Raw genomic sequence first — 18,869 nt, 5'->3', positions numbered from 1 at the left:
GAAAATTAAGTTTTTTGTTTGGTTGATTATTGAAAAACCCGTCCGTAAGATTTCTTTCGGGCGGGTTTTGTTTTGTGGGGACTATTAAATATTTATTATACTAATTGTATAATATTCTGAAAGGCACAATGTTTACTGCCCTTTTTTCTATCGTAAGCTTAAGATTTTCGCTTAAGTAATACCATTCTTCTTCGTTGTATAAAGTGGGATCTTTCTTCTGTAGATAAATATCTATAGTAGGAGTATAGCCTACATTATCTTCGAGGCTGGTTTGTATTCCATTTTTAACTTCTACAGTTCCTATTGCATCGCCAAAATGGTTTTTACACAGAATTATAATATCCTGTCTTGTTACGACCCTTTGGTTAGAAATAAGGTTTTCGCGATAAGCATATATTTTTTCCGAATTCGATAGCTCATCTTTACCACCCTGTGTAGTAGATAAAAACGTAATACTGTCCTTTTCAAAATCGGCACCCTTATGCACGGCAAGCCTTGAGAAAGTGTTTATTTTGTTAGCACTTTCACCATTGGTAGTCCAGTATTTTACAAACAGCGTTCCTTTGTTCTCTTTGTCTTTTGTGTTGAAAACAAGGTAAGGACTGTTTGCATTTTGCATTCCAACCTGCGACATTTTATTTTTAAACCTAGAAATTATCTGGTTTATCTCCTTAAGGTTACTATCGGTAAAATCGTGCCCCAGCCTTGAAAAAGCAGCCGCTTCGTCACGTACCAGATCAATCAGGTAATTTATTTCTTCGGCAGCATTACGTTCATCAAAACGGGCAATACCACCAAAGCGTAAATAAGTGTAGTCACTGTCCTCATCGTGTTCCTGAGTACCCGAGGTGACAATTTCAAACTCTTTATTCTTGTGGTCTACGGCAGATAGGAGTTCAAGGAAAAATTCATTATTAAGGCTTAACGGGTAAATGTTAAGTAGGTTTTTAATACTTCCCTGTACTTCATTAAGCTTCTTATTTATAGCCGGAAAACAATTGTTTGCACAAAACATTTCCGAAAGAATGTCATTGTTTATTACGTTAGGAAATTCAATTCTTAACCATAACAGTTTTTCATTGGCCAGTTCCTTAAGGTTTTCGGCGGGAATAAATTTACTGAATTCGGCAGGAGGAGTCAAATCACTATTGTCTACAGTAATAACATCTTTAATTGTTATAAATTGTTTTTTATAGAAGTCGTTTACCTGATCTTGTGTTTTTTCAATGTGATAAAAGCTTTCGTTACTTAAGTCATCACGGGTAAAATCATAGCCTTCATCGGTATTGTATCCCTGCTGCGACTGAAGCTGGTAATCGTTAATAAACCATTTGGCTTTCGGTAGAAAGTGGAAGAAGGTATTTCTTGTATCTATATTCTTTAGGTAGAAATAGAACATAAGGTCCTTAATAATTCCGCTGCCTTCGTGTTTTACACCCAGCCACACTGTACCATATGGCGATGGCTGTGTATAATTTTCACGATTAAGTGTTTCCCTGAACTGGTCTTTAGCAATTTCGTTAACCGATTGCGGTGTCACCACATAGCGTAATTTATTACGTGTAAGCTTTAACGGAATTGTTGGCCCGAAAAAGTAATTTTTTATAGTGGTTTCAACCGGGTTATAAGGGTTGGTTTCTTTTCTCTGAAAGTAAAACTGATGATAATCGTTAAGAGTAACTTCATTTTCAACCGGATAAGCTTTTAGTATACCCCTTGCTGGTGTTGCTTTAGTAGCAGTGGTAGGTGTAAGAATGTCGATTAAACGCTCGGTCATCCTTCTACGACTTGATGAAATTTCGCCCGATACTTTTTCAAGTTCTTTTGCGCAAACATCAAAAAGCATATTTACTATTGGGTCAAAAACGTTTTCAAGTTCAATATCGGTATAGCCCCATTGTTTTGCAGCCCTTTTTAGTAAACGGTCTTTTATCTGGTCTTTAGATAATTGGTTCATAGCTGTAATTATTTAGTAGAAAATGGCGCCAGAAAATAGGAGCTTTTATAATAATAAGGCTGGTTGGTTTTTTTGATTATGCCGTATACCACAATGTCAAGGCGTTTTTTTACGCGTATTTTGGTTGTGTAGCTTACAGTATCTTCACCTATAGCCAAAGTGACATCTGTAATTGTAAGTCGTTTTTCGTACGCTTTAACCTTACTGAAAACAGAATCTTTAATGGCATCCTTAAGCTGATTTGCATTAGCGAGCAGGTTAAAATCAGTTTCCCAGATCATGGTGCCAAAATTCTCATCATACTTATATTCCCCGAAAATCGTGGTTATAACGAGCGAGATGTATTGCGCCAGAGATTCTTCTATGGTAACTTTTTTTATATCCTCACCACGCGTAAGGTTCTTAAAGTCTATGGGTATTTTATAATAAAGATCCTTCATGTTCTTTTACAAATTGTATCGTACCGTTTTCATCAAGGCTTACTCTTAATGAGTCGCCTTTCTTTAATTCATTAGATATGATCATCCTTGAAAGCGGCCTTTTCAGCTGGTTACGAATGATACCTTTAATGGGCCTTGCGCCATATTCGGGACTAAAACCTTTAAGGGCGATAAGCTCTTTATCAGCTGGGTCAATTTCGAGTGTAATGTCAAGTTTTTCAAGTAGCTGCAATAGCTCTTTTTTAAGGTGGATTTCAAATATCCTTGCAACACTTTTAGAGCTGATGGGTGCAAATGGAATAATTTCTGTTAGCCTTCCCAGGAATTCAGGCCTGAAGAAACCACTCATAATCTTTATAAGATCATTAGATTCCGGAATAATATCCTGCTCAAATGATTTTACGATATAATCAGATCCTATATTCGATGTAAATAATATTACAGCATTAGAGAAATCTCCCTCTTTACCAAGCCTGTCATGCAGTTTACCCTCATCCAATATCTGAAGAAATACGTCAAAAACCGACTTATGTGCCTTTTCTATCTCATCAAAAAGCACAATAGAGTAGGGCTGCTGCCTTATTTTATTCACTAAAAGTCCACCCTCTTCGTAACCTACATATCCCGGAGGTGCACCATACAGCAAGGCTGCTGAATGCTCTTCTTTAAACTCCGACATATCAAAACGGATGATTGCGCTTTCATTGCCGAAAAGGAAATCAGCTAACGATTTGGCAAGTTCCGTTTTACCAGTACCTGTTGGCCCTAAAAAGAAGAACGACCCTATAGGCTGACCGGGCTTAGTTAAACCGGATCGCGATTCAAGTATTGCATCTGCCACAACTTTCACCGCATGATCCTGACCGATAACTCTTTTCTTAAGCGTGTTTTCTATGTCCATTAAGCGCTCACGCTCATCAGATTTTACTTTCCCTGCAGGAATACCAGTAATACCCGATACTATTATTGAAAGGTGAGCGGGCAATACTTTATTTTCTTCAGTATCCAGTTGTTCCAGCTTTTCAAGAAGTGTAACAATGTGCTGAAGTTTATCTTCACTATCAATTACCGACTCATCGCTGTCATTAAACAGGTTGCCGGCTTTGCCGTGAATTTCCAAATGAAGGTCAAGCAATTTCTCTTCCTTGTCTTCTTCCTCTGTATTTTGAAGTTCCTCCAGTTGTTGTTTTAATTGCGGAAGCTCTTTTTTGATCATTTCCTTAGCTACCTTAAGGGATGACATTGTTCTGTCGATAAGGTCAAGTGCCGAATCCGGTAATGATTTTTCTTTTAGGTAACGTTTAGATAAGCGTATAGATTCTGATAATCCTTCGTCATCTATAGTGAAATCGTGATGCGTTTGGTAATGGCTTATAACATTCTTAATCATTTTTAAAGCCAGGTCGGCATTAGGCTCAAAAATCTCAAGGGTTTCAAACCTGCGTGATAGCGCATCATCTTTACCTAAAGATTTTCTAAACCTGTCGGTAGTGGTTGCGCCAATAAATGTAATATCCCCCTTAGAAAGTTCAGATTTTACAACGCTTGCAATACCCGACCCCTGACTGGTGTCAAACAATTCGTGAATATCATCTATAAAAACAATAGGCTTTTCGTACTGTTTAATTTCGTTGAAAATTTTTTGAAGGCGGTCTTCAACCTCCCCTTTATAAGATGCACCCGCAAATAAGGTACCTATATTAATTTCAAATACCGATGCATCATGAAAGATGTTAAGTACCGATTTATTAGCTATCTTATGAAAGAAACCTTCAATAAGGGTAGATTTTCCAACGCCACTGTCGCCGGTAACAATAATATGTGGTTTAAGCCTTCGGTTTAAAACTTCGGTTATTGTTTTTAGCTCGTTGTCACGCCCAATAATGGGAATGATTTCCTTGCCGTGCAGTTGCTTGATTTTATCGATGCAAAATTTTTCAAGGGAAGATGTGCCCGGATTAATCGTTGCTTTTGGCGCAGCAGCACTTTTAACTGAACCCGGTTTTTGTCCGATACCAAATGACGCTTCCAGTTCGGAAGGTGATATCGGTAATGATTTAAGCTGATCGTGAGAAAAGCCAACCCCCGGTGTAACCAAAGCAATAAGCATATGGATGAAGCTAATATCACTGCCACTTTTATCGGCAATAGATTCTGCCTCTGCAATAACAACAATAACGGCACTGTCAGTATCGGGGTCATCGCAAGGTCGCGATGCTTTAGCATATTCGCTAACGCGTATGTCTGCCCATTCTTCAAGGTAAAAAACGTCGATACCGGCGGCATCAAGTTCTTTTATAAACGAAAACTGCCTGTTAAGCAAAGCCTTTAAAAAATGGCCGGGCGAACATTTAGCATTAAAGTTATCTTTAGCTACCTGTTTGGCAACATGTATAATTTCCAGTATGTCTTCTTTAGCCATGCGAATGCTTATTAGTTAGGCCTCATGTTAAGCTGCCTCGTTAAGTTTAATGTGCGTTCTAATTCTTTATTGTCCTCTTCATAAGCTTTGATCTGCTCTTTAAGGCCTTCAATTTCTTTCTTAGAATCAGCTACTTGTTGTAGTTGTCTTTTAGTGTTTACAAGGTCTGTAACACATAGTATATAATTATCATACAGTTTAAGACTGTTGTCAGAGTCTGTAGGTAATTTTTTCTGAAGGTCTACAAGTTCGTAATTGATCTTCTGTTCTGTAAACTGAAAACTTTCCGGTGACTTATCCAAAGAATCTACAAGTTTGGCTACGTGCTCAATTCTCTCGGAAAAGGCATTATGAAAATTAAACTCGTTTAGAATTTTTTCATTTTCAGCTTTTAAAACTTCGTTTTCTTTAAGCGGCAGCCTGTAATTTGTAAATATTGCAGCAAGTAATGTTCCTGTTGTAATTACAAACATCAAAAGGAAAAGCAAAAATGCCGATACGCGTTCTTTTTTATTTAATATTTCCATGGCGTTTATTTTTCTATTCTGCTAAAAATGAAGGTGAAGAGTTTTGTGATTCGTTACTACTGCTGCCCATATAACTTGGCTTTTCAGTTCGTAAAATGTTCTCGTTAACAAAAATACCGGCATCACGTTTTTTACCGATGTAATCCAATTGGTTAAGTATGTTAAACAAGTGTTCTATCTTATCAATAAAACGGCTTACCTGCGCAATGCACGGAGCAATATCGTAGGCATAGTATTTTACATTAATAGTATCTGTAAACAGCCTTTCATAATCGCCGCTTGATATTTCGGTCCACTCAGAGAAGTAGTTGAAAAGCATCTCTTTACCATCTCCTGAGAAAGAATCAAAAGTGTTCTTGATTATTCTGGCCAAGCTTACATTATTTTCCAATACTTCCATTGGGCTCATATCAAAACCTACCCATTTGTTTTTGGTAATGTGCTGAGCTGTAAATATTTTAATCTTTTCGCAGGCATCAAATACCATTTTTGCAATAATGTTCTCGTCTTCGGTAGTATTCCTGAAGCGAACTTTCTGGCAGATCTGTACTGCATTAAATTCAAGCTGTTTAAAGAACGACTCGTAATTTTCAAACAACGATAGCAGGGCAGGGTGGCTGTTTACCATAAGGCATGGAGGTACAAAATCGGTTAGTATTTCATAACTGTCTGCCGACGTCCTGAATTTTGCCAGAGGGAACTGTAATGCCCCAATATTATTCTGATTGATCTCAGTTTCAATTACACTGGTTAAAAAGTAATGGGGCAGTGCATTAGGAAACCTTGGTGGTACTTCGCTCATGTTTTGCTCACCCGAGGGTATCCTTTGAAACGGATCTATATTAAGAAGCAGGAAGTAATTATTTTCTTTAAAATCAAAATCCTGCAATTCCATTCTTTCAGAGAATTCACCGGTAAAATCGGTAATTTCTATTCTGCCTCCGCCCGGCGTAACCGCCTTAAGGAATTTAATGGTTACACTTAGCTCCTTGTGCGCATCTATAGATATAGAATACTGAAAAGGGCGTGTTAGGTTTGTAGGCAGTAGACCATAATTGTTATGATTAACCCCAAGTGATCTTGCATCGCGTATTAAGTCCTCAATATTGTCCTGTAAGTCAATAAAATGATTTTTATTGATCTTCATTCCATCAATCCAGTTTACAGGAAAATGTTTAATATTTTCAGCCATTTTTTTATTGTGTTAGATTCTTTGACATATTATTGTTTCCCCATCTTTTATATTGTTCATGTCTATGGCATGATCCGGGTCTATATATTCTGAAGAGCCAAACCACTTGGGTTTAGTGTAAAAATACCAGCCATAAGGTTCGCTCTTGTTGTCGAGGTAGTGTATCTGGCTGTTAGGGTTCTTTTCATTATAATCATTAATGAAATAGTAAAACAGTTTTCCAAACTCAAAAGCACGGGGTGCTTTAACTTTAAAATTGATCATCTGGCTATCGTTTTCTTTTTTCTGGAAAACGAAGTTTAGGATAATTATGTTTCTCATATCTGCTGCCTGTGGCGACGGATATTTTACGTTTACAGGATAAAACCATCTTTTGTGCAACTTTGCAGGAATAGATACAGCGCTTTCAAATAGCTCGTAACACAGGGTAGGCACAAGGAAAAATAGTAATGTGCCAAGTGTATATGGCAAATACGTCAATTCCCTAAAGTGCACTACAATCATAATGACGAAGGCACTTAGGTAAACAGCAGAAATAAATGCAATGCATATTTCTTTATAAATAGCATTGGTTTCAAACTTTTTAAAATAACCCCTGAAAGTAGCTAAGTGAACAGATCCTGCAATAAGCATGTAGATCTGTGTGGTAATAAAACGGGCGTTTAATGTGGTACCCTTAAGATTATAGAGTATTGCACCGAATACAAGAAATACAAGCCCTTGTATTAGTATATAAATTATATATTTTTTCTTTTCCTTTCTTAATTTAGGAACTTTAATGCCTATTAATATAGTAAGCATCATAGCAATTGCTACTGCTAACAAAATATAGACTAAGACTTCTGCACCACCTAATTGAGTTAAATATTTACGCATTTATAAAACTGTTGAAATTCCTAATCTGGATTTGTATATCGTGTTATCGTCCATTGAGAACAGTTCGTCCTCAGGGTTTAAATGTATCTCAAATGAGAATTGAGAGTGAAACGGTATGAACAGGTTAAAAAAGGTAGTAAGGAAATTTTCCAATACCTGACCACCAAAATATAACGGCAGGTTGTCCGGGTTTTGCAAAGGGCCAACACTAAAATTATATTTCTTTAAAAATATTTTCTCACTGCTGGCAAGTGTTGTGTTAATGCCCATTATCATGTCCTCTGCTTTTTCCTCTATATCAAAAACATGCTCAAGACGAATATTGTCTGATGTAAATGAGACATGCTCACCCATAATCTCTTCGAGAATAATGCATAAATCTTCAATTTTACTTTTTGGATTTGTTTTTTGCCTCATCAGGGCATAAAACATTTTTACGACTAAAAAATCGGGTAATTCTTTCTCGACACCCAGTATAGTCCTGATAATGTCGGCGATGCCGTAAGTACTCATCGAGGCAAAAAAGCCCGATTCGTATTTTTCTATGGAATGCCTAAAGCGAAAAAGTTCATTTTCAAGCGGATTGAAAAAGAAACGTGCCTCTTTTTCCTCTTTTTTCCTGCTTTTAAAATCCTGTACCGGATCTTCACGTACCTCACGGCCTTTATAATCGTGGGTTATACTCTGCGGAAGTATGTCATAAAAACCATCACGGCTAACCGAAATATTAAGTATATCCGGGTTAACAGGATCTTCAGTTATAGACATAAGGTCTTTGCTAAACTTCCTGTAAAACAGGCCGTTTGGCTTAATTATAATATTAGCATCTTTAATGTTATTTTCCAGTAGTGCGTTAAAAAGCACTTCTACCTTAACATCAAAGCGGGCTAAGCGACGATAATTTTCTGTAAAAAATTGGTTGTCCAGCATATCTATTGCTTAAATCTGCCACCGGAAACAAAATTCTTTCTCCAGCTTCCTTTTTTTAAATTATATATTTCGGCTTTGTTATTCTGGCTGGAAAAAAAGTGATCATTTTTTAAGTACACACCAACATGTGTTACTACTTCTTCGCTATTTGTCCTGAAGAATACAAGATCCCCTTCTCTTAAGCTGCCGGTATCTTTAAATAGTTCCAGTCTTTTATCCGCCAGTATGTCTACCGGCTCGCCTAAAACCTTTTTGTTATATACCTCTGCATACAATCGGGCAGTAATTCCTGCGCTAGCATTATTCCTGTTTTCATTCTTTTTTATAAATGAGTATAAATTATCATTTGTAAGTTGTGAAGGCTTTACACCAAGCTTTTTTGCTACGTAATTTTTATCATCTTCACTAAGCACTCCTTTGTTTTTTTCTATAGGATTTATTCCCATTTCTTTACTCACATAATCGTCAGTAATTACAAAGTCTTTTTTTGGCCCGCAAGACGAGTAAAATGAGGCTACTGCACATACAATAAGTATTTTGTTAAAACGACAAGAAATCATTAATTTAATATTTAGTATCTGTTAAGCGATTTATACGAACATATTCGGGTTATTACCCTTAAAAAACAGTGTTAAATTAATATTTTTTGGCTCCGCGTTAAATCAATTAACTTTTCATTATATAAGTTTTAACAAACATTTATAGGATAAGTATGATAATTCATACCGTTATGTTAATTCTTTTAAAATGTTTTGTTAATGTCGGTTTTGGTTTACAAAAAATTTGATTGCTTTGTTAGAGAATGACTAGGGAGTGTTAATCTTTATAGTCTGATTAGTAATGGTTTCCACGCTTAAAAATGAAGCAATATGGCATCTCAGATCAAGACGCACTTCGACGGGAAGATAATTATGACATTCATAATTATTTTTATTATTTCCTGCGGACTGCTTGCCTTTAAAATTAACTCTAAAGACTCGTGTTCTATAAAAGAATTTGAGGTAAACGCTCCATCATTTAAAGAAGATGAACTTATAACATTTTCTGATAAAACTTCAGATTCTTATGAGTGGAAATGGTATTTTGGAGATGGTACAGATCCGTCTTACAGATCTAAAGTTGCACACTCATTTGCTAAAGAAGGTAAATATACGGTAAAGCTTATAGTAAATAATAATTGCACCGTTGAAAAGGTAATTACGATCATACCGAAGAAAGAAGTTCTTGATAAAGCGCTGTTTCCAAAATTATCGGCTCCCAAAGTTGTTTACCAGGGAGAGTCAGTTCAGTTTAATGATGCTACAGCTAATGCAAAATCTTGGGAATGGAGATTTGGAGACAGCGGCAAAATAGACGCTATTGATAAAAACCCGTCATACACCTTTATGTTACCAGGAAAAAAAGTGATTTCATTGGTGGTAAATGGTAATACAAAATATGCTGCATCCCAGTCTATTACTGTACTTCCGGCAAAAAAAGAAAAGAAAGACTGGGTTAAAGAAAGGCTTGAAAGAAAAGGAGAAGGCAGGGGAGATGCGATAGGTGATTACTTTAATAGTATACCCGATGCTCCGACACGCGGTCCGGAACTAAAAGACCTTAACGAAGCGAAACTTAAATCGTTGTTATTGGGAGTGTCTGAAAACAGGCTTTCATATGATAATATGTTGCGATATTTCTGTGGAGATAACCTGCCGTTGGTACAGGTTAGAAAAAAAGAGTCAATTTCTCTTAAGGCGCTTGACGATGCTATACGCAGCAGGTCTATAAGAATTAAGAGTGTTGCAATTCATAAAGATAAAGACGGATGCGCATCTCTTATTGTGCTGGATTATAAATATAAAACGTTGTTCAATTAAAAAACTTTAATATAGTATGGCTAATACATTTAACAATAGTTATGGTATAGGTGGTAATGAGGTGAGGGTTGAAGGACAGGAAGCTATCCTGGAAATACCACAAAACAAAACTCTTATTGCGCAGAAACTTACCCCTAATACACCTGTAAAACCCGAAATTGTTACAGGACTGCAAAACATGGATGAAGTGTTTGAGCATTTTGACCCAAGAGTTAAAGTAGCTTTTGAAGATGACAAAGGGCACATTAGCCGCGAAGAACTTGCTTTTAAAAATGTTGGAGATTTTACATTAAACGGTTTAATCGCACAGAGTCCTTTTTTACAGGGGCTTAAAACAAAAAATGAGCAATATCAAAAAATAATCAAACAACTTAAAACCAATAAGGTTTTAAAGCTTGCATTGCAGGATCCCGAGGCTAAAAAAGCACTTTTAGCATCAATCGAAAATCTTATTTCTGAACTTGAACAAACCGATAAATAGTAGTTGTATGATAAACCCTGACAATAGTAAAGCCACTGCTGCAAGCAATGTAAAAGAACAGGATGTGCTTACATCCCGCTCCCTGGAACAAAACCTTGATTCCTTTTTGCAATATGGAGGTTTTGATCTGCTTGAAGGAGCGATTGAAGGAGTACAGAATCTTAACCCAGAACGTAAAGCAAGAAAAAATATATTTTTAAGCGAAAATGCTAAAAAAGCAGAACGCAGCGAACTTCAAACTGTTCTTAAGCTTTGGGCAGATACATTAAAACAGTCTGACAGTATTCTTGATCTTGTACAGGAATGCGAAACGCGATCTGAAGAATCTGAAAAGTCACTTAAAAAGAATCTTGCTACTGCTGTAGAAGAGGTTAAAGAACTGGAAGAGAGTTACAGAACGCTTCAGTTATTTTATAAAAATACAGAAGAAAGTAAAATTAAAAATATTTCTATTCTTAATGCTGAATTAGACCAGCTTAAAGATCTTGATAACTCACGTTTTATAGATCATATTCACGAGGAGCTTGTTAATGGTTTTGACCGTCTTGATTTAAGGCAAAACTATGCATTACTTGTTATTCCGGGATATCTTGGGTCAAATAAAGTTATTGAAAAGTGGGGTAAAATTGCCTACGAAAATAAAGTTATGCTTATAACAGATTTCCAGCATCTGGATGAACCGGATGATGTTATGGAAATGTTTGAATCGGCTAACCTTACCGGTGGCGATACATTCAGGTCTAACGTTATGATGACGTGTAACTGGCTGGTAGGGCGTGGAAAATATGACGAAATTGAAGAAGAAGAAAATCTATATATAGCGCCTTCTGCAGCACTTGCCGGTAAAGTATACAATACGCTTATGTCTCAAGTAACTGCCGGTAAAAAACATGGTGGTATTAACGAGGTAGACGGTGTTAAGTTTGATCTTAAGAAAAGCGAAATTGCCAACCTTGAAAACCTTGGTTTGATACCAATGGTAAATGAGTATGGTAAAGTAATGGCTTTCTCTGGTAAAACATTGTTTAGCGGAGACAACCTAGGGCTTCAAACTTACTCTGTAGTACGCGTATTTGATTACGTTACTAAAGTACTTATGGACTTCCTTAACCGTAGGGCATTTGAAAACTTTAATGCTAAAACCAGAAAAGAGATACTTAACCAGATTGTGAAATTCCTGGATAACGTATCTGGACCGGATAAACTTATTGAGGATTTCGAGATCAAACGTTTTGAGCAGGACTTAAATCAAAAAGACAGAATATTCGTAGATATACGTTTAAAACCTTATTTCCCAGCTAAGAATTTTCTTATAAGAATGGACGGTCAAAAAGGAGATGAAGGTACAGAATGGGATACAGAATATGCTGAAGCATAGTTTTAAGGTTCTGAACCTTAAATATTTATATTTTATTTAATATATTATTAAGAAATAAAGAAAATACTATTCACTAATTTAGATGCGTGCATAATAAATCACCCTACTACTTACTTATTAAATCAACCTAAAATTAATTCTTAAATTTTTTTATTATGTCATTCAAATCAAAACTTAAAGTTGGCGGAAAAGAACTAAACATTTTAAATGCTACATATGACCTGTATCAGGACATTGATGCAACAGGCCGCCCATCATCTGTTACCCGTGGAGGTACAATTACATTAACTGTTGAATCTACCGGCGATTCATTCTTCTTTGAATGGATGACCAACAACTTCGAAAGAAAAGACGGTTCAATTCAGTATGTAAAGCGTGATACCGATGCTAAACTTAAAGAGATGACTTTCAAAGAAGGTTACCTTGTTAAGTACAATGAAAAATTCGATGCTACAGGAGATAATCCTCTAGTTGAAACATTCACAATTTCTGCTAAAGAATTTTCTTCAGGAAACGCAGAGCACATAAACGAATGGGCTAATTAAGATTAGAAAAGTATTGAACAATGAAAAGGGTTTGCAGTATCGCACTCCCTTTTCATTTCAATTTTCTAATTCATTATTAACTAAATAACTCATTTATTATGTCTTTCTTAGCAAAGCTTGAAATTGATGGTGAAGTAATGAATGTACTTGAATTTCAATGTACTTTAGGACAGGACACCGACAAAAGTGGAAAACCTTCGGCAGATCCTTCAGGGGGAAAAATAAGGGTAGTGGTAGAATCCAGTAAAAGTACAATGCTTTTTGACTGGATGGTAAGTAATTCTCAAACTAAAAACGGTAAGCTTACTTTTTACAGAAGAGACGCCATTTCTAAAATGCGCGAACTTCAGTTTAAAGAAGGCTATTGCATAAGGTATGACGAAGCATTTGTGGCATACAACACAATGTCTATGCGAATAGAAATTGTAGTCTCAGCAAAAGAAATAAATATGAATGGTTCTCAGTTCGCAAGAAACTGGCCTTTAAAGCTGTAATGTTATGAATGAACTTGAAACTACTTTTTTTGCAGGCTTAACCTGGCACTTTGGTGCAGGTAAACCTTACATGAGCGGAACAGCTGGTGTGGGGGTTAGCAAGCAGATGGGTTTTGTAAACCCCGGAGCTAATCTGGCCGTAAATTTTTATAATGGCGGTATTGGATCCAGACAGGACTCTAACAAATGGCATTTTGATACTGTTCTTACAGGTAAAGTAACTGTTGGGGGCGGAAAAGGCAACCCTATGGATATTTACCCGCTGCATTTAGACAGTGGCACTGGTATGGAAGACAACTATCGATATTCTGCTACTGTAGGGTCAAGTTTAATTTTTAACAACAGCAACAGGAACCAGCATGTAGGTTTTGTGCAGTTGAGGGCTGAAGATTTCAGTTTTCAGACGTACAACGACTTTGGTGGTTTTAAAAAGATAGGTATAAGCGACGGCTATGATCGCTGGTGGACCGGTGGTGGTAATATTACCGTTGGTGCAAAAAACAGCAATTACCAGCTTATTATTGCCAGTGATGTTTTTACTGCTGATACAGATTCTGACAGCGAAACAGACAGGCTTGCAGCAGACAGGAATTTAGAAGCTTTTGAAGCCTCTAATACAGGAAGCTGGATGCAGCAAACAAAAAATAAACTTTTTGATTACACCCCAACCACAGCTACCGAAGTAGGTACTGACTTTTTAAAGGAGAACAGGAATAATGTTCCATGGACTCCAGATCAGCATTCTTTTAACTTAAACCAGGGCAGAACTTCTTTCAGGCTAAGAACGCCTCAGGGTAACTACGGCGCAAACGGGCTTGGTGGCGGACATATGTATTCTCAGGATATGATCCACAGGATTATAAACTTCCACCTTATACCATCTGAAAGGCCTAACCAGTGGGAATTTCAATACAGCCCCGGCACATTAAACAAAGGCTTTTAATGCAGTTTAGATTTTGTTGTATGCTATTGCTTTTAGGATTATTCTCCTCATGTGCCCAGAAGCTTTATCAAAAAAACGATTATTCATTTTATGATGAAAGCTTTACTATTAGCCCAGGTTCTGCAGTAAGAACCGATGGCGTGTATGTTCTTGATCGTATCTGGACAGACGAAAACGGAGGAACAACAAAACAGCCAAAAGAGCATAGGTTTTATAAATTTTATGCTACCGGACAAAGCAATTTAACGCTCGATCCTGAAAATAGTATTAAAACAGATCAGGACTACATTACTGTCGTAAAGAAAGACTTTATTAAAAAAGATCACACCCTGTTTGAAGGTTATTTTAAGCAGCGGGGTAGTAAATTAATTATACAAAGTGTAGTAGTACCACGAAAGCAGTTTGAATATAAATACGGTTACGTTGACGGTAACAATTTTGTAATTGTTAAGTCAACCCATGAAGGAAAAGGAAAATTTGACGATAAATACTTTACAGATTATTATAAGGAATATTATGTTTTCCATCCGTTGAATATGGTTGAAGGTAAACCGCAATGGTAACCTTCAAAGTATAATTCTATTTTTCTCCCGTTTATTTACAGCTTAACATGGTAATGCCATGCTTGTTAAAAAACAGGTATGTTGAGGTTTATTATACATATTTATATGCTTATGCTGGTTTGCAATGCATTGCAGGCACAGCAAAATTCCTATAGTACAAATGACGTTGATAATGCCTACATGAAAGAAATGATGGCTGAGAACACTCGGTTAACCGAAAGGATAAATGCACAGTCTGCTGCATTTCAGGATATCAATAAGGAAGCAGGGCAGGCGATACGAAATAAAGATTACGCTAAGGCACTTGCTGTTGCTCTTAAGCTTGAAGAGCTACAACCTAAAAATCCAGATGTAAAAAATTTTAAAGGTAAAATGCAGTCTAAACTGGGCCATAACGCAGCAGCTATAAAATCGTTTAGCCAGGCACTGGTATTAAACCCTGATAATAAATGGTTTTATATAAATAAAGCCACTGCAGAAGCAGAGGGGAATTTAATACTTGAAGCACTAAAAACTATCGATGCCTTAAACAAAAAATATCCACAGTGGAGTATAGGCTACAACTTTAAGGCCGCTTTACTACACAATCTTGGAAAAGATACTGATGCGCTAAAAGCGTACGTAATGGCTATTAAAAGTCAGCCCGAAAGCGCACAGATATTGACCAACAGAGGCGACTTATACCTACATTTAGGAAATAAGGACAAAGCACTTGAAGATTACAAAGCTGCACTGGTTATTCAGCCTGATTATGAAAGGGCACAGTTGCAGGCAGATAGTTTAAATTAACCATGTGTGAAAAGGTTAGTTATTGAATTGAAAATACTGGCTTTGCTAATGCCACAACAATATAAAATATCCGGAGAAAATATTCCGGTTAAAAATAAGTAGTGGGGTGATTATTCATCCTGGATTTGGTTAAAGTGAGAGAAGGCTGCTGTTGTGGCAGCCTTTATTTAATCTTACGTTAATATTAAATTTACTTATGTGTAATATGTTCTTTTTTAGATGGTTAATTGTGTTTCTTAAATCATAAAGTTTTTAAAAGGTATTGTTAAAAAATGCTAATAGGCTTTTCAAAAATGTAATTTCACAATCAAATCATCCTGCTCTAAATTACAAATTTAAAAATTTAAGTTATGCCAATTAACACGAGTGTAGCCATTAAGATAGATGGAGAGGATCTTACCAGATTTTCAAGACTGGTGATAGACCAAAAGGTACATACGCACCATAGGTTTTCGCTATTGCAACCGCTCCCTAAAGAGTTTATTGAAGAAGCTATTAAAAAAGCACAGGGTTATATAGGTAAAACTATAAACATAAGCATAACAGCGACCAATATGTCTGCAGAAGCACCCTTAAATTTTAACGGCGTAATTACCGAAACACAGTTGGTACGTACTGCCGGAGCATCTGGCGGTATTATAATAAACGGATTTAGCCCAACCATATTGATGGAAGGCCCCCCTAACATCCGTTCTTTTAATGATATGACATTGACGGACATTGTAAACGATGTAATGAAATCGTATCCATCCGGGCAATTGAAACCATCTGTTGATATCCAAAAAGATTCTACGCTTCCATATACAGTTCAGTATGCCGAGAGCGACTTTGCCTTCATCTGCCGTATGGCACAGAAAAAAGGGCAATGGCTTTATTTTAACGGCGAAGAACTTCAATTTGGCAAGCCGAAATCTAAAACTTATACATTAGAGTACGGCCGAACACTGCATTCTTTCAATATCGAGATGAGAGCCAAATCGCTTGGATTTGAATATATAGGGTATGACGCTTCTAACGGAGATACCCAAAAAGCAAATTCATCTGAAGCCGGTTATCAGGCACAGGGATATGCAAAAGAAGTATTTGATGCTTCTAAGAAAATGTTTCCCAACACATCTACACTCTTATACTCTAACGCGCTTGAAGAAGGTAATTCTAAAAGCCATCTTACCGAAAGAGTTAGCATGCAGCTTAAATCGCGTGCTGCCGATTTGGTAACAGCCAAAGGAGATTCCGATGAAACAGGACTGCGACCGGGAGACATTGTGGTGGTAAAAGAGCCATCGTTCTCGTTAACGGGTATTTCTGCCGATAGTATTAAAGAACAGAGCTATGGCAACTATTTAATTACCGATATTACTCACATTTGTGATGAATCGGGTAACTATCATAACACTTTTGATGCTGTTCCCGATACTGTTGAGGCGCCGCCTTATGGTAACGTCCACAGCATCCCGATGGCAGAATCGCAGCCGGCAACAATTATAGATAATAATGATCCGTCCGGATTAGGTAGGGTAAAAGTTGCTTTTGCATGGCAAAAAGATAAAGGAGGTAATAGCCCATGGGTAAGGATGATAAATCCGCATTCGGGTAACGGCAAAGGATTTTATTTTATTCCGGAAGTTGGCGAAGAAGTGCTTGTAGGTTTTGAAGGCGGTAATGCAGAGAAACCTTTTGTATTAGGTTCTATGTATAACGGATCTGGTAAAAGTGGCCAGAACGACTCAAGCAACAACTTTAAAGCGATACAAACCCGAGGAGGGCATTTAATACGATTTGACGATACCGATGGAGCGGAATCTATTACGATATCTGATAAAAATGGTAATACCGTTGTATTAAATACCAACGAAAAATCGATAACCATAAATGCGCCCGAAAGAATAGATTTTATTTCTAAGGAAATTAATATAATCGGCGAGAACAATGTAAATGTAAGTTCTAAAGCTACTGCGATAGACGGTAGCGATTCGGTTAGTATATCGAGTAATACGCAGGTGGAAGCCGGAGCACCATCGTTAAGCCTTACAGGTGAAAAAGATGTTAGTATAGATGGTATGCAGGTAAATGTGAACGGATCTGTTACAACTAATGTGAAAGGAACAATTCTAAATCTGAATTAGTTATGATGAACCATGAACACAACCCTGTCGCTGTAAGGATAAGCAAGCTTCAGAATATTTGGTCGGAAGCTACCGAGAAGGTACCTGCTTATAATTTAGCACGTTGGGTTATACATAACGAAGATGTAGATTTTTTAAACGGTTTCTTTAAACTGGAATCTTCTCCGCATGGAAGCCTCGAGGATATATTTGTTGTGCTGTTTACGCCATTTGGATCTAAGGAAACTTTTGCCAGAATGCTAATTTCTGACTGGATTGATATGTACAAGCAGGGTATTGAAGAGCAGCCACAGGCTAAAGCCTGGGATTTTGCTATATACCGCGATAGATTAAACGATTTACCACAGGGTGATACGGGGGCAGGCCTTTTAAAAGAAATGCTTCATGATTTTTCTAAATATGCCAGTGGCGAAACGCGTCCGTTGGTTGTAACGCTTATTCCCAGAAGTATTAGCGAAAACGACGCATATGCAAAATGGATAAGCGCTTTTGTAGGCAGAAATGATTTTGCCTATGCTATAAAATTTGCGATTGTAGATTATGCAGGGCATAATTATTTTGATTCGGTTCAGAACATAGAAAACAGAAAGGTAATTACTGTTGCACCGCCAAATCTCGATATGCGTGGTGCGGTAAACGAACTGGCTGCTATGGGTAACCCTAACGATCCGCAGGTACAGTTTAGAACCTGTATGATGAAAATGGGTGAGGCTGCGGGTAACAATAAAAGACAGGATCTTGATCATTGGGGAAGCAGGCTGATAGATGCCGGACAGCGATCCGGAGATCAAAGCATGTTTGCATCGGCGCATTTAATATATGCCGGTTTCCTAATGCATTTTCCGGCTAAGGAAGAGACACAGCTAATGCTTGAAAAAGCAGAAGGGATTGCCAAGAGAGCAGTACAGCAGGATGCCAATCATGTGGTGATACTAATACAGATATACGGATATATGGGAGCTTTGGCCTCTATGCATAGCGATCACAGAACAGCTCTTGACTATTTTATAAAGCAGGCTAATTTAAGCAAAGAGCATAATCAGTTGGCGAACGCCATATCTGCATACAAAACTATTATTTACCTGTGCCATACGCATGGTTTTGCTCCTGAATATTTAGAACATTTACAGGACGGTTACCTGATAGGGCTGGAGCTTACAGATGATGACCTAAGCGTTACCGATTATAGCTTTATAGCCTATCATTACATAGACGCCAACCACTACAAACTTCCGAATGAAACAGCAGCTTTACGACAGCGAATGGAACAGCTTTTCGGAGTTAACTGGCAGACTGACCTTCAACAAAAGTTTGATGAAGTAGAACAGCAAAAATAATATACCTAAA

Annotated in this window: 17 protein-coding genes and 1 pseudogene; 10 read left to right on the top strand and 8 right to left on the bottom strand. The window is 37.2% G+C overall.

Going from position 1 to position 18,869, the window contains the following annotated elements; genetic code table 11:
- Nucleotides 1-100: 100 nt before the first annotated feature.
- From ALW18_02910 to ALW18_02875, 8 genes and pseudogenes are all read right to left on the bottom strand, one after another.
- Entirely contained in the window at nt 101-1,957 is a 1,857-nt protein-coding gene (locus tag ALW18_02910) for a hypothetical protein (protein ID AOE51554.1), read from the bottom strand.
- A gap of 8 nt (nt 1,958-1,965) precedes the next feature.
- Entirely contained in the window at nt 1,966-2,397 is a 432-nt protein-coding gene (locus tag ALW18_02905; protein AOE51553.1) for a hypothetical protein, read from the bottom strand.
- On the bottom strand, nt 2,378-4,819 hold the full coding sequence (locus ALW18_02900) for an AAA family ATPase (protein ID AOE51552.1): 2,442 nt from the start codon (nt 4,817-4,819) through the stop codon (nt 2,378-2,380). The genes ALW18_02905 and ALW18_02900 overlap by 20 nt, the downstream gene beginning before the upstream one ends.
- An 11-nt stretch (nt 4,820-4,830) precedes the next feature.
- Entirely contained in the window at nt 4,831-5,346 is a 516-nt protein-coding gene (locus ALW18_02895) for a hypothetical protein (protein AOE51551.1), read from the bottom strand.
- 13 nt (nt 5,347-5,359) lie between these two features.
- Entirely contained in the window at nt 5,360-6,538 is a 1,179-nt protein-coding gene (locus ALW18_02890) for a hypothetical protein (GenBank protein ID AOE51550.1), read from the bottom strand.
- Nucleotides 6,539-6,550: 12 nt separating this feature from the next.
- A pseudogene (locus tag ALW18_02885) lies at nt 6,551-7,012 on the bottom strand (hypothetical protein).
- Between the two features lie 402 nt (nt 7,013-7,414).
- The gene (locus ALW18_02880) at nt 7,415-8,344 is read right to left on the bottom strand and encodes a hypothetical protein (GenBank protein ID AOE51549.1); all 930 of its coding nucleotides are present in this window, start codon (nt 8,342-8,344) and stop codon (nt 7,415-7,417) included.
- A gap of 2 nt (nt 8,345-8,346) precedes the next feature.
- Entirely contained in the window at nt 8,347-8,904 is a 558-nt protein-coding gene (locus ALW18_02875; GenBank protein AOE51548.1) for a hypothetical protein, read from the bottom strand.
- A gap of 309 nt (nt 8,905-9,213) precedes the next feature.
- On the opposite strand from ALW18_02875, the gene ALW18_02870 reads away from it, so the two are divergent.
- The 10 genes from ALW18_02870 to ALW18_02825 all read left to right on the top strand — a co-directional run bounded on the left by ALW18_02870 (nt 9,214) and on the right by ALW18_02825 (nt 18,859).
- Entirely contained in the window at nt 9,214-10,203 is a 990-nt protein-coding gene (locus tag ALW18_02870) for a hypothetical protein (GenBank protein ID AOE51547.1), read from the top strand.
- 16 nt (nt 10,204-10,219) lie between these two features.
- The gene (locus tag ALW18_02865; GenBank protein ID AOE51546.1) at nt 10,220-10,684 is read left to right on the top strand and encodes a hypothetical protein; all 465 of its coding nucleotides are present in this window, start codon (nt 10,220-10,222) and stop codon (nt 10,682-10,684) included.
- A 64-nt stretch (nt 10,685-10,748) separates the two neighbouring features.
- Nucleotides 10,749-12,062, top strand: coding sequence for a hypothetical protein (locus tag ALW18_02860; protein ID AOE54286.1), 1,314 nt, complete (start codon nt 10,749-10,751; stop codon nt 12,060-12,062).
- Between the two features lie 155 nt (nt 12,063-12,217).
- Complete coding sequence (locus tag ALW18_02855; GenBank protein AOE51545.1) at nt 12,218-12,607, top strand: phage tail protein; 390 nt, start codon at nt 12,218-12,220, stop codon at nt 12,605-12,607.
- Between the two features lie 98 nt (nt 12,608-12,705).
- A complete protein-coding gene (locus tag ALW18_02850; protein AOE51544.1) occupies nt 12,706-13,101 on the top strand; it encodes a hypothetical protein in 396 nt (131 codons plus the stop codon).
- Between the two features lie 4 nt (nt 13,102-13,105).
- Nucleotides 13,106-14,044 (top strand): hypothetical protein, encoded by a 939-nt coding sequence (locus ALW18_02845; GenBank protein ID AOE51543.1) that lies wholly within the window; start codon nt 13,106-13,108, stop codon nt 14,042-14,044.
- Between the two features lie 20 nt (nt 14,045-14,064).
- The gene (locus ALW18_02840; GenBank protein ID AOE51542.1) at nt 14,065-14,607 is read left to right on the top strand and encodes a hypothetical protein; all 543 of its coding nucleotides are present in this window, start codon (nt 14,065-14,067) and stop codon (nt 14,605-14,607) included.
- A gap of 105 nt (nt 14,608-14,712) precedes the next feature.
- On the top strand, nt 14,713-15,396 hold the full coding sequence (locus ALW18_02835) for a hypothetical protein (GenBank protein ID AOE51541.1): 684 nt from the start codon (nt 14,713-14,715) through the stop codon (nt 15,394-15,396).
- Nucleotides 15,397-15,746: 350 nt separating this feature from the next.
- Nucleotides 15,747-17,522 (top strand): hypothetical protein, encoded by a 1,776-nt coding sequence (locus ALW18_02830; protein ID AOE51540.1) that lies wholly within the window; start codon nt 15,747-15,749, stop codon nt 17,520-17,522.
- Between the two features lie 2 nt (nt 17,523-17,524).
- A complete protein-coding gene (locus tag ALW18_02825) occupies nt 17,525-18,859 on the top strand; it encodes a hypothetical protein (GenBank protein ID AOE51539.1) in 1,335 nt (444 codons plus the stop codon).
- The last annotated feature ends 10 nt before the right edge of the window (nt 18,860-18,869 follow it).

Source organism: Flavobacterium psychrophilum (assembly GCA_001708385.1).
Classification (GTDB): domain Bacteria; phylum Bacteroidota; class Bacteroidia; order Flavobacteriales; family Flavobacteriaceae; genus Flavobacterium; species Flavobacterium psychrophilum_A.
Note: the sequence above shows the minus strand (reverse complement) of the source record. Positions and strands in the feature narration are given on the sequence as shown.